This is a genomic window from Paenibacillus sp. OSY-SE (assembly GCF_000283315.1).
Classification (GTDB): domain Bacteria; phylum Bacillota; class Bacilli; order Paenibacillales; family Paenibacillaceae; genus Paenibacillus_B; species Paenibacillus_B profundus.
Genome location: NZ_ALKF01000200.1, coordinates 84,761 through 97,461 on the forward strand (window position 1 = coordinate 84,761; position 12,701 = coordinate 97,461).

The 12,701-nt window shown below is 47.3% G+C and carries 12 protein-coding genes and 1 riboswitch; of the genes, 10 read left to right on the top strand and 2 right to left on the bottom strand.

The window, feature by feature from the left end; genetic code table 11:
• Nucleotides 1-197 precede the first annotated feature (197 nt).
• Nucleotides 198-518, bottom strand: a complete 321-nt coding sequence (locus tag A372_RS0126390; protein ID WP_026011307.1) for a hypothetical protein — start codon at nt 516-518, stop codon at nt 198-200.
• A gap of 80 nt (nt 519-598) precedes the next feature.
• Entirely contained in the window at nt 599-775 is a 177-nt protein-coding gene (locus A372_RS36730; protein WP_019423931.1) for a YjfB family protein, read from the bottom strand.
• Between the two features lie 179 nt (nt 776-954).
• On the opposite strand from A372_RS36730, the gene A372_RS0126400 reads away from it, so the two are divergent.
• The 10 genes from A372_RS0126400 (at nt 955) to nrdF (ending at nt 12,591) form a co-directional block, all read left to right on the top strand.
• Nucleotides 955-1,800 carry an AraC family transcriptional regulator gene (locus A372_RS0126400; RefSeq protein WP_019423932.1) on the top strand — a complete coding sequence of 282 codons (846 nt, stop codon included), beginning with the start codon at nt 955-957 and terminating at the stop codon, nt 1,798-1,800.
• Between the two features lie 105 nt (nt 1,801-1,905).
• The gene (locus A372_RS0126405; RefSeq protein ID WP_019423933.1) at nt 1,906-3,285 is read left to right on the top strand and encodes an ADP-ribosylglycohydrolase family protein; all 1,380 of its coding nucleotides are present in this window, start codon (nt 1,906-1,908) and stop codon (nt 3,283-3,285) included.
• Between the two features lie 16 nt (nt 3,286-3,301).
• Nucleotides 3,302-4,648 (top strand): ABC transporter substrate-binding protein, encoded by a 1,347-nt coding sequence (locus tag A372_RS0126410; RefSeq protein WP_083858946.1) that lies wholly within the window; start codon nt 3,302-3,304, stop codon nt 4,646-4,648.
• Nucleotides 4,649-4,730: 82 nt separating this feature from the next.
• Complete coding sequence (locus A372_RS0126415; RefSeq protein ID WP_019423935.1) at nt 4,731-5,642, top strand: carbohydrate ABC transporter permease; 912 nt, start codon at nt 4,731-4,733, stop codon at nt 5,640-5,642.
• Nucleotides 5,642-6,469: a carbohydrate ABC transporter permease gene (locus A372_RS0126420; protein WP_019423936.1), complete on the top strand. Its 828-nt coding sequence runs from the start codon at nt 5,642-5,644 to the stop codon at nt 6,467-6,469. Before A372_RS0126415 ends, A372_RS0126420 begins: the two co-directional genes overlap by 1 nt.
• Nucleotides 6,470-6,646: 177 nt before the next feature.
• Entirely contained in the window at nt 6,647-7,411 is a 765-nt protein-coding gene (gene fadH, locus A372_RS0126425; protein ID WP_019423937.1) for a 2,4-dienoyl-CoA reductase, read from the top strand.
• A 380-nt stretch (nt 7,412-7,791) separates the two neighbouring features.
• A complete protein-coding gene (locus tag A372_RS38035; RefSeq protein WP_192813637.1) occupies nt 7,792-8,394 on the top strand; it encodes a hypothetical protein in 603 nt (200 codons plus the stop codon).
• A 293-nt stretch (nt 8,395-8,687) separates the two neighbouring features.
• A riboswitch (cobalamin riboswitch) is annotated at nt 8,688-8,886 on the top strand.
• Nucleotides 8,887-9,058: 172 nt separating this feature from the next.
• On the top strand, nt 9,059-9,439 hold the full coding sequence (gene nrdI, locus A372_RS0126440) for a class Ib ribonucleoside-diphosphate reductase assembly flavoprotein NrdI (RefSeq protein WP_019423940.1): 381 nt from the start codon (nt 9,059-9,061) through the stop codon (nt 9,437-9,439).
• Complete coding sequence (nrdE, locus tag A372_RS0126445) at nt 9,411-11,504, top strand: class 1b ribonucleoside-diphosphate reductase subunit alpha (protein ID WP_036705410.1); 2,094 nt, start codon at nt 9,411-9,413, stop codon at nt 11,502-11,504. The genes nrdI and nrdE overlap by 29 nt, the downstream gene beginning before the upstream one ends.
• 85 nt (nt 11,505-11,589) lie before the next feature.
• Nucleotides 11,590-12,591 (top strand): class 1b ribonucleoside-diphosphate reductase subunit beta, encoded by a 1,002-nt coding sequence (gene nrdF, locus A372_RS0126450; RefSeq protein WP_019423942.1) that lies wholly within the window; start codon nt 11,590-11,592, stop codon nt 12,589-12,591.
• The last annotated feature ends 110 nt before the right edge of the window (nt 12,592-12,701 follow it).

The window sequence follows — 12,701 nt, forward strand, 5'->3', positions numbered from 1 at the left end:
AATGATTTATACCATCCGAATCGGCCGTGCCGTGATCAGCATATGACACGCATGCCGATCCTGGATGGTTTTTTAGTGTGCGAAACGCCTGAGACATGCGGGAATTGTTGTTACTGATTGAAGGGGAGAGTGAACGGAAGCACCGAACGGAGAGAGTATCGCCTCTCCACTATCTTGAGAGAAGTACGATAGTTCATTTAAAAACTGTATTTCAGAACCTCCTCTACGTCGTCCATTTGCAATATCAACTGCTCTATATCCGTTCCATGCCGGGCGGCAATCCCGGGCAGATTAATTCCTATATGTGCCACCGTGCTTGTCAGCTGTGTCAGATCGCCAAGGAGCACGGAGACAGAAGGGAATTCTCCGAAATCTTCAACTTCCATTTTTTTAAACGGTCCAGAGACGGGGACGAACAGTGTCCGGGTCCAATCCAATTCTCGGGGCTCTGGTCTAATTATTAGCTGCAGCGGGCGGACGTTATCATTATAAAAGTCGTAGAAGGCTCTAATAAGCAAAATTGCCGTCTTCCTTTCGGGTAAGTTCATAAAAAAAGGGGAGGGATATCAATCCTCTCCCCGAGAGCCTCGAGTCAACATTAAAGCTTGATGTCGATATTGCCTCCCAAGTTCGGCTGCACACTTTGTTCCATCATTTTAATGATGTCTTGACCAATTTGGCTAGCTTGATCATTTGACATCTTGAGCACACGGATGCTGACTTCCTGAGACAGCCTGTTTTGATTCATGACAGTGGATATTGCTGCTATGTCCATGATGTACATACACCTCCTTGCAGTTTATATCGGCAAAAGATTGTTCAATCATAAATGAAGAATGAGGGTCCGAACATAGTCCCGCCTAGATTGAGATAAAGCTTCAAACGGTGAACGTTTAGAAGTCTATTTGTTGTACAATGATAAGGCTATTATCCATGAAAAAGAGGTTTCTGCCGATGGTGAGAAAACTGATAATTGAACTATTTGAATGGTCGCCTACCGCACATATCGATCCGTTTCATACGCACGATCATCTGGAAATCGGATATTGTCTGTCTGGTACCGGAACATTTTATTTTGGGAATAAGACGTATTCGGTCCACAAGAATGATGTTTTTGTCGTCAACAATTTAGAATGGCACGCCGCATCATCCAATCCTGACAACCCGAGCAATTATTTGTTCATTTACTTCGATGCGATGATCATCGAGCAGGTCGATCCAGAACTGCTGCTGCCCTTCGTGTATTGGCCCAAGCGTTTTGATAATCGTGTATCTGGCCGTCTGCCCGTCGCCCGCCAGATCGGCGAGCTATTCCAAGAGATGTGGGACGAGTATCGGAATAAGGAGCGCGGTTATCAGGGAATCATCCATAGCAAAATACTGGAAATATGCGCGCTGCTCTTGCGCCATTATGACAGTCAGACCTCTTTGCGGGAAGGCAATCAAGCGCTGATGTCATATTATCGACTCAAGCCGGTGCTCGATTATATGAAGGATCATTTTCGAGAACCGATTACGTTGGAGAGCGTCGCTTCTATGTTATCGTTAAGTCCGTCGCGGGCACGGCATTTATTTGCCGAAAAGCTCGGAGGAGGCTTTAAGCAGTACTTGCTGCAGTTGCGTGTTAACGAGGCCAAAAGGCTGTTGGTGAGCACCGAAATGCCGATTATCGACGTCATGCACCATTGCGGCTTTCAAAGTCACGCCCCCTTCTATAGAGCGTTTAAATTGATCGTCGGGATGGCCCCGCAGCAATATCGGGAGCTTGGCGCAAAAATAGCCCTTTTTAAGAATCGATAAACGAAAAATAGGAAGAAACAAGAATTGAAAACCCTTACAATAGGGGGAGATAATTGTTAACAAATTGGGTTTTTAGTGAGTGGAGACAGAAATGGGGGACACAGCATGGCAGGTTGGGATTCGTTGTTCGTGTTAGTGCGTGACGAGATCAAGCAGCGCACAGAAGAAGGCGCCGATGTTTCCGGATTTGAAGAAAGATTGCAAGCTGCTTCGGAGAATGAGATGGAGTTAATGTCAATCTATCAGGATCTGGGTAATCTGGAAATATCATCGGATTTCCCGTATTCGGAGCCGAACGGCTTGAGAGAAATCCGTGCTGAGCGGCCGAGCGGACCGCGCAAGCTGCAGATGAATGGGAGCGAAGAAGAGCTGCGTGATAAATTTTACGGTGCCTGGCTCGGGCGTTCTGTGGGCTGCGCGCTCGGAAAACCGCTCGAAAGCATGCATTTTCTGGAAGGGCTGGGCGATAATCCGGGTTGGAAAAATGTGCAGCTATGGTTTGAAGGCGCGGATGCTTGGCCGATTCGCAGTTATACGCCGGGACATTCGCGGGCGAAAGAGGAGCTTGGACTGGAACTGGCACCGTATGGCGAACAAAGCCAGCTTGAAAACATCCGGTACATGGAAAGCGATGACGATGTCCGTTACACGGTACTCGGTCTTGTCATGCTGGAGGAAAAAGGAGCGGATTGGGACAGCTGGGATATCGGGAAGCTGTGGCACCAAAAATTGACGTACGGGCAGATGTGCACGGCGGAAACGCAAGCTTATCTCAATTTCGCCAGAGTAACCCATCATTTGGAGAAGCAAAGACCGGATGATTGGCACACGAAGCTCGATTGGGTACGCAACTACTTGAACCCTTATCGCGAGTGGATCGGGGCGCAGATCCGGGTGGATGGATTCGCATACGGCGCAGCCGGCAATCCAGAGCTTGCCGCTGAGTTCGCTTGGCGGGACGCTTCATTCTCCCATGTGAAGAACGGCATCTACGGAGAGATGTTCGTCGGCGCGATGATCGCCGCTTCGTTCGTTGAATCGGATGCCGAGCGCATTATCGAAATCGGGCTCAGCGAAATTCCGGATAACTGCCGGTTGGCGCATGCCGTGCGCAATGCGGTAGAGATCGCAAAAACGGCGAAGAGCCAATTGGAGATGGTGGAGCGTATCTGGGAATCGTATAAAAATTATAATCCGGTTCACACGATTAATAATGCAGCTCTATGCGCCGCCTCACTCGTCTATGCTCAAGGCGACTTCGAACGCGCGATTACGACCGCGGTATTGGGTTGGGATACCGACTGCAATGGCGCAACTGTCGGCTCCATCATGGGGGCGATCCTCGGAGCAAGCCAATTGCCGGAGAGCTGGACTTCGAAGCTTAACGATACCTTATATGCAGAGATCAACGGATTCCATCCGATATCCATTTCGGAATGCGCCAGTCGCAGTTACGAGGTGTTTCAAAACATTAGAAATGCATAGAACTTAAGGGGAGATCATGATGAAAAGGGCTACGAAATTTTTTGCTGTGTTATTAGTCAGCTGCAGTATGATCGCCGCAACTGCTTGCGGCAGCGCCGATAAGGGGACGGGAAGCGCCAATCAAGGTCAAACCGGCGACAAGCAGGGTGTCAAGGAAATTACATGGTACCTTCATACGCAGTATGGGAAAGAATATTTTGAGAATGACGTGATTAAACCGTTCGAAGAACAACATCCCGACATTAAAATCAATGTAACGTACAACGCCGACCCGGAACAAATTACGAAATCGCAGCTTGCTGCAGGGGCGGGGCCCGATATTATTACGACGGACGGAACGACGACGCTGCGGCAGTTCGCTAAGGCGGGATATTTGGTGGAATTGGACGAATTCAGCAAGAAATACGGATGGGATCAACGCTTTATTCCGTGGGCTTACCCGCCAGTTACGATAGGAGACAAGCTGATTGGTTTGCCGGGGAAATATGAGACGGAACTCGTTTATTACAACAAAAAAATGTTTGCAGACAACGGATGGGACATTCCGAAAAGTTATGAAGAACTGGTGGCCCTTAGCAAAAAAATGACCGAAATAGGAATTATTCCGTTCGCATTCGGCGCATCCGACTATAGAGGGGCCAACGAGTGGTGGCTCTCGATGGCATATAATGCCACATTAGGACCGGAAAAATTGAAAAAGGTGCTTTCTGGCGAGCTACCTTGGAACGGACCGGAATCGACAGAAGCCGTTCAAAAGCTGGTGGACTTGTGGAAAAGCGGATATATTAATGATAAAAAATCGCATGCAATTACCGGCGAAGATGCAACGACACTCTTCCTATCCGGGAAAGCGGCCATGAAAATGGAAGGCAGCTGGTTGTTGAACACCCTAAGCAGCAAAGCAGGCGACATGGATTGGGGAATCTTCCCGATGCCATCCTGGAAGGAAGGCGTTGAGACCAACCTGCCGTTAGCTCTCGGTATCGCGTATGGCATTAATGCGAACTCCAAAAATCCGGATGCTGTCGCAGAGTTTTTGAATTATGTGACACAGGCGGACGTTGCGGCGAAAGGTATTGTCGCCATGGGTCTTCAGCCGATTAAAGATTTGGACTTAGGCGCTATACCGAATTTGGACAAACACTACAAAGAGGTGTCCGACCTGCTTGCCGATTATGGCAACCGCAATGCTACCGGTTATTTATCATGGACGTTCTGGCCTGCACAGACGAGAGTGTTTTCCTACGATAATCTGGAAGCGGTGTTCTTGGATGGCATGGACATAAAATCGTATATGGACAAAATGGAAGCGACGTATCAAGAGGATAAGCAAAGCGGTAAAGTATTTGAATTTGCAAAATGAACACCTGTTGGGAACGCCTGCTCCTAACACTCTGAAAGGGGAGTGTAACTCCTCTTTACTTTCTTTTTAGGGGTGCGTGCATATGGCTGATATGGTTTCATTGTCTTCGAAGCCGAGACCCGGTAACAGGCGGAAACGAAAGGCGCTATTGCCTTGGTTGTACGTTCTGCCCGCTCTGCTGTTGACCGGGTTTGTGATTGCAATTCCGACCGTAGGGACGATCTATATTTCCTTGACTAATTGGGATGGAATTCGTCCGCCGGAGTTTATAGGACTACAAAATTTCGCGACTCTCATTCAGGACGTTCAGTTCTATAAAGCGTTGAAGAACAATTTGATCTGGCTGTTGTTGTTTTGTACGATACCGGTCTCGTTCAGCTTGATAGTCGCCGTTCTGCTCTCGCGTGTAAGGCGCGGGCAAATGTTCTACAGGGTCACGTTCTTTTTGCCATATATTTGTTCCACCGTTGTGACGGCCAAAATATGGAGTTGGATTTACAATCCCTTCTTCGGGATTAACAAAGTGCTCGAAGGTTGGGGATTTACGAATCTCCCGTTGTGGCTCGGCGATCCGGACAAGGCGCTATTTTCTGTTGCCTTTGTTGACGGTTGGCGTTATTGGGGTTTTCTGCTCATTTTATTTTTGACGGGCTTTCATCAGACTGACCGCAGCCTGGAGGAAGCGGCCATGATTGACGGCGCGGGCAAGCTCAGAATCTTCTGGAGCGTCATTATTCCGCAGCTGCGCCCGACCTTGCTGCTCATTATGATGATGACGATGATTTGGTCGTTTGCCGCATTTGATTACGTCTATGTGATGACCGGTGGAGGGCCGGGCAATGCGACGGAATTAATTGCAACATATATGTATAAGGAAGCGCTGCAAAATCAGGCGCCGGGATACGCCAGCTCCATCGCCCTGGCCTTGGCCTTGTTTAGCGGCATTGTTATCGCGGTATTCGGATATTTAAGAAAGAGAGGATGGGAGATCTAATGGGAGCGCGTTTGTTTACTTCGTTATCGCGTCATTTCTTTCTGATTCTTGTCCTTCTGTTTGCGATCGGGCCGATCGCGTTGCTGTTTATTAATGCGGTCAAGCCGCCGGAGGAGTTTCAGGTAAGCCCGTTCTCTCTTCCTGCGCATTTTACCTTGGAGAACATTACGGCGGCATGGAATATGGGGGAATACGGTAGGGCCTATTTAAACAGTATTTTGGTAGGATGCTCGACCGTTGCCATTATTTGCATTGCCGGGGGATTGTGCGCATATGCGCTTGCGAAAATGGATTTCAAAGGAAAAGGGGGCATCTTGGCGTTTCTATTCCTATGTGTCTCCGTCCCGTTGGGCATGTTTTTGGTGCCGCTGTTCTATATGTGGCAGAAGCTGCATTTGATGAATACGCTGACGGGCTTGATCATTATTTACAGCGCCATTTTCCTGCCGCTCAATATTTTCATCCTGCGTACGTTTTTTCTTGGAATACCGAAGGAATTAAGCGAAAGCGCAAGAATCGATGGCTGTAACGAGGGGATGATTTTGATGAAAATCATCGTTCCGATTGCCAAGCCTGCCTTCCTGACCGTTGCGCTGCTCGCGGGCTTATATACGTGGAACGAGTTCTTCTTCGCCAACGCCTTTGTGCAGACGGAAGCGCTCAAGCCCGTCTCCACGAAATACTTGACGTTCGTTGGCAATTTCAGCTCGGATTGGAGTAAGATTTCAGCCGCGGGACTCATCTCCATTTTGCCTTTTACGGTCATTTATATGTTTTTGCAGAGAAGATTTATCGAAGGCGTAGCGGAAGGCAGCTTAAAGGGATAATGGAACGGGAGTAAGAAAAAGGAAGAAATTCGCGAATCTTTATGTTAAACTGTAAATACAATAGAATAATAGACTCGGAACAGAAGGCCATCGGAATCGTTATTTCGGTGGCCTTTCGAGCATCATGTCGCTGTATGACAATCCGAGTGAGCAAAATAGTGAAAGCGAGGCGGGGAAATGAAGGGGAAGTCGGTTATCATCACGGGCGGTTCCAGCGGTATGGGCAAGGCGATGGCTGCGCGTATGGCACAGGAGGGCGCATGGGTCGTCATAACAGGACGATCGGCAGAGAAGCTGGAGGCGGCAAAAGGCGAAATAGAAACATTCGCAGGACAGGTGCTTACCGTACAAATGGATGTGCGTCAGCCGGCAGATGTACAGCGTATGGTGGACGAAGCAGTGGCTGCCTTCGGACGAATCGACGCGCTCATTAACAATGCAGCAGGCAATTTTCTATGTCCAGCAGAGGATTTGTCAATCAATGGCTGGAATGCGGTCATCAACATTGTGTTGAACGGGACGTTCTATTGCAGCCAAGCGGTCGGAAAGTATTGGATTGCCGAGGGCATTCCGGGCAGCATTGTCAACATGGTGGCCACATATGCGTGGGATGCCGGACCGGGGGTTATTCACTCGGCTAGCGCCAAAGCGGGTGTGCTCGCCATGACGCGCACGCTTGCGGTGGAATGGGGACGCCGCTATGGCATCCGAGTCAACGCCATCGCACCTGGCTTAATCGAGCGCACCGGTGGCGCAGATAAGCTCGTTCCATCCGAGGAAGCCGGACGGCGCATGCTTGACAGCGTACCGCTAGGACGCTTGGGCACACCGGAAGAGATTGCGGGGCTTGCCGCTTTTCTGCTCTCGCCGGATGCAGCGTATATGAACGGCGCGTGCTTGACGTTGGATGGAGGGCAATCGCTGCACCAAACGTTTATATAACTGGCTAATACCGGTTATTACAAAAAGATGCTTACGGATACAAATGGCCATCTTCAGGGGCGCTATATTCCCGGCATTTAATCCCCACCAGGTCAATATGATTTCAATGGCAGACCTGATTAGGTGTGGGTCATGCAGCAGGCCGAGGCCAGAGGAGTTCATAAGCTAATTGCAAGCAGTTGAAGCCCGCCTGCATGGATGAAGACCAACAATTCCACAACCAATGGCGGGTATCTCAAATCCGAAAATTATGGTGATTTTGCTCTTCTCATGTCCAAGTTTATCAAGGAATACAACCAGCAGTTCGGTATCGACCTTTACGGTGTATCCTTAGCCAACGAACCCAATTCGATGACTTTCCTGTCTTGGGATTCCAGTGAATGGAATTCTACGAACATCCAGGTGTTCCTGAAAGACTATCTGAAGCAGGCAATGGTGAATCAAGGGGTGCAGGGCAGGGACCTTCTATTCCTTCGAACAGTGGGAAATTTCGGGCTATAATAGCGCCCAAGAGCGTAGTAACCTATGTCGGACAAAATGGTTCTGCAGATGATCCTCCGAATCAAACGTTGACTGATGATCTGGATGACTGGTCCAAGACTAGCTCCCATACAAGCGGATTGGCATTGGATTCATCCAATCGTTTTTATTTCAATGGAGATACGTCACGGGTAAAGCGTACCGATGGCACAACACAAAGCTTTGTTTATAATCTTCAGAATATAATCAATTTTAGTGCGACCGTATACCATTTCAGTGTCTGGGATGGCGGGGCATTCTACACCTCTTCCGACAATCAGAACTGGACGAAAGTCGTTCATGTGAGCACACCGGGCGTTTATACGGGAAGTCAATGGTACAAAAAAATGTATTCTCCCCAAACCTTACTGCCAGCGGGCACAAATTATGTGAAGGTCGAGTTGTCAGGTGCCGATTCTTGGGAGAAGCAGGTATCCAAGATGGTGATCAACTATATGCCATAACATAAAGAAGTTGTATTTTCGCGACCGATTATTATTATTTCGGTGTCAGATTGATATAGCAACCTGGAAAATCGAATAGACTTTCATGCTGCTGAAGCAGGGCGATTATGCGACGACGTCCTGCTTTTTTTCGTGCGAAAGAGAAAGAAATTGAATGGCCCAATTGAATTTCGTCAGCTTGTTTTTTATGTCAAATATCTTGCTTCTTCGCAGAAAAATGTGTATGCTACGATAAGAGCCTATATTTAGTGTCTGTTTAAGAGAGTACATACTAAATATGGATTATTTAACTGAATATCATAGAGTAAATAAGGTGTCGAGTTCGACTTAATAGGGAATCCGGTGCAATTCCGGAGCTGTCCCCGCAACTGTAAGTGTGGACGAGATGGGCATTGCCACTGTATTATGGATCTCTGAGAGTCGCTGATATGGGAAGGGCCCACAGTAGGATGACACACAAGTCAGGAGACCTGCCTATTTACTTGGTTTCGCATCTTCGGGGGATGAGAAGTGGAAACGACACGCTGCAGAGTGCTTGGTGAAGCAACAAGCGCTGTACTTTTTTGTTGTCGTTTTAAGCTCATCTACCAGATTAGGTGGGCTTTTTCTATGGAAAAAATCACAGAATCATGTTTGCAATGCTTCTAGCAATGGAGGGTCACTGATGCGTATCGTGTTTGACTCAAAGACCGGAAACGTGAAGCGCTTCGTCAATAAGCTTGATCTGGAGTGTATTCAAGTCGCAGACGGGCTGACTGTCGAAGAACCATTCGTCTTAATTACATATTCGACTGGATTCGGACAAGCGCCTCAATCGACTTTGAAATTTTTGGAGAATAATGGCGACATGCTGCAAGGGGTGGTCTCCAGTGGTAATATGAATTGGGGCGAACTTTATGGAAGGGCAGCGGACCGTATTTCCGAAATGTACTCAGTTCCCGTATTAATGAAATTCGAACTGAGCGGTACCAATAAAGATGTGGAGCGTTTTAAACAGGAGGTAAACGAAATTGTCGATGCAACTATCAAATTGGATTCAGCTTAACAATGAAATTATGGTGTTAAAAGATGGAAAGTATCAGTTTGAAAAAGACCGTGAGGCGGCTAGAAGTTATTTTGTCGATTATGTGAATCAAAACACGGTCTTCTTTCACGATTTGAGAGAGAAAATCGATTATCTCATTGAGCATGACTACTACGAACAGGAGCTGTTCGATAAATATAGTTTTGCTGAAGTCAAGAAGTTGTACGAGATGGTGTATCAGAAGAAGTTCAGATTTCCTTCGTTTATGAGCGCTTTTAAGTTCTACAACAACTACGCTATGAAGACGAATGACGGAACGAAGTTTTTAGAGCGGTACGAAGATCGCATTGCGGTCGTCTCCCTCTTCTTGGGCAATGGTGACATGAAGAAGGCGATGGAATACGCGGAGCTCTTCATTTCGCAGGAATACCAGCCAGCAACGCCGACCTTCCTGAATGCAGGGAAGAAGCGGCGCGGTGAATTGGTAAGCTGCTTCTTGCTGGAGATCGACGATTCGATGAACTCGATCGGATTCGCCATTAATTCTGCCTTGCAATTAAGTAAAATTGGCGGCGGCGTAAGCTTGAGCTTGAGCAAAATCCGCGCAGCTGACGAACAGATCAAAGGCTTGGACGGCAAAGCGAGCGGTGTGCTGCCGGTAATGAAATTGTTTGAAGATTGCTTCTCCTATGCGAATCAATTGGGTCAACGCGATGGCAGCGGGGTCGTTTACTTAAACATTTTCCATGCCGACATTCATGAGTTTTTGGATACGAAAAAGATTAACAGCGATGAGAAAATTCGTATCAAAACGCTGTCGCTTGGCGTCGTAGCTCCTAATAAATTTTTCGAATTGGTAGAGAAAGATAAAGATATGTATCTCTTCTACCCGCATACGGTATATAAAGAGTACGGCATGCATATGGACGATATGGATATCACAGCCATGTATGATGAGCTCGTCAACAACCCGAATGTCCGCAAAAAACGAGTTGTTGCCCGAGACCTTATCATTAAAATTGCACAAATCCAGATGGAATCCGGTTACCCATACCTGATGTTTGTCGATAACGCCAATGAATATCATGCGCTGAAAGAAATTGGGCGTGTTAAATTTTCCAACCTGTGCAGTGAGATTGCGCAGTTAAGTGAAGTATCCTCGATCAATGATTACGGTGAAGAGGATGTAATCAATCGCGATATTTCTTGTAACCTGGGCTCACTTAACATCGTTAACGTGATGCAGAACAAGCGGATGAAAGAGACGGTTCATCGTTCGATGGATGCGCTAACCGAAGTGAGCGACCGCAGCGACATTTCGATTGTCCCTTCAGTAGCGAAGGCGAACCGCGAACTGCATTCCGTTGGGCTCGGGGCAATGAACCTGCACGGCTTTCTCGCATTGAACAAAATTGCATATGAATCCAAGGAAGCTATCGATTTTGTGCGCACCTTCTTCATGATGCTCAACTTCTACTCGCTGGAGCGCTCGATGCTGATTGCAAAGGAGCGGGGCGAGACGTTCAAAGATTTCGAAAAGAGTGAATATGCGAACGGAGCTTATTTCGAGCGCTATATGAATACCGATTATTCGCCGCGGACGGAAAAGGTGGCTGCCTTGTTCGAAGGCATGGACATCCCGACTCATGAAGATTGGGTGCGGCTGAAGGAGCAAGTGGCTCAATACGGCGTCTACCATGCCTACCGCTTGGCGATTGCGCCGACCGGCTCGATATCTTACCTTCAATCGTCAACCGCTTCGATCGCGCCAATTACGCAAAAGATCGAGGAACGCGAGTACGGGGATTCTAAAACGATATATCCGATGCCGTTCTTGAATGAGGACAACTTCTTCTACTACAAAGAAGCTTATGATATGGATATGTTCAACCTGATCGATCTGGTTGCTGAAGTGCAAGTTCATATTGATCAAGCGATTTCTACTATCTTATACGTCAAAGATGATTTGACGACGAGAGATTTGGCGATGTATTACATTTATGCCCAGAAGAAAGGGCTAAAGACACTCTATTATACGCGTACGAGAAAAAGAACGATCGACGAATGCGTAAGCTGCGTCGTATAAGCACGGAAAAGATGCACAGATGTGCATCATATATGATGAGCAACGTTGATTGTGCCAGTGGTGTCGTTAGAAGGAGGATATATTGATGAATAAGTTTGAAGCGGTGAATTGGAATGCTCCGGAAGCAGACTATACCGAGCTCCTGTGGACCCAGAACACCTCCCAGTTCTGGTTAGATACCGAGATTCCGATTTCGAAAGACTTGAAATCTTGGGCTAAGCTAAGTCATAACGAAAAGTTGACTTTTATGAGAGTATTAGGCGGATTGACGCTGCTGGATACGGAACAAGGCAACGTCGGCATGCCTATGATTGCGCAGCATGTAGCAGACAAACAGAAGAAGGCAATCCTTATTTTCCAAGCGGCCATGGAAGAGATCCACGCCAAAAGCTACAGCACGATCTTTACGACGGTAGCTAGCTCGGAGATGATTAACGATACGTTCGAATGGGTGAAAGAAGATAAACATTTACAATATAAAACATCCAGAATCGACTCGTATTACAAAAATATACAAGACGGTGGAAATCTGAGCCTCTATCAAGCAATGGTAGCTTCTGTATTTCTGGAAAGCTTCTTGTTCTATTCGGGATTCTTCTATCCGTTATATTTGGCAGGCCAAGGAAAAATGGTCGCGAGCGGAGAGATTATTAAACTCATTGTTCGAGATGAGAGCGTACATGGCGTCTTCGTCGGATTGCTTGCCCAGGAAGCATTCCAGCAATTGAACGGTGCAGAGCAAGAAGCAGCTTCTCGCTTTGTGCAGGACTTATTGAATGATCTGTACAAGAATGAACTCGAATATACGGAGAAGCTCTACGATCCGATCGGATTGACTCATGAGGTCAAGAAGTACATCCGTTACAATGCGAACAAAGCTTTGATGAACCTTGGACTCGAGCCTGTATTCGAAGAGGAAGAGGTCAATCCCGTCGTTCTGAACGGAATCAGAACCCAGACGACGACGCACGATTTCTTCTCCACGAAGGGACAAGGCTATCAGAAGGGCAAGGTCGAGCCTTTGCATGATGAAGATTTTGAGCTCTTGAATCGCCGTGTGCTAGAGTCGAATAAGCTTGGAATCTAGTAATATAGCAAGTACAAAAATCCTCCCTCATGTGGAGGATTTTTTTGTTGCGGCGCACCTATACAAGCGGGGATGGATCCAGTACAATGTCCATGTAAGTAAATCCCATT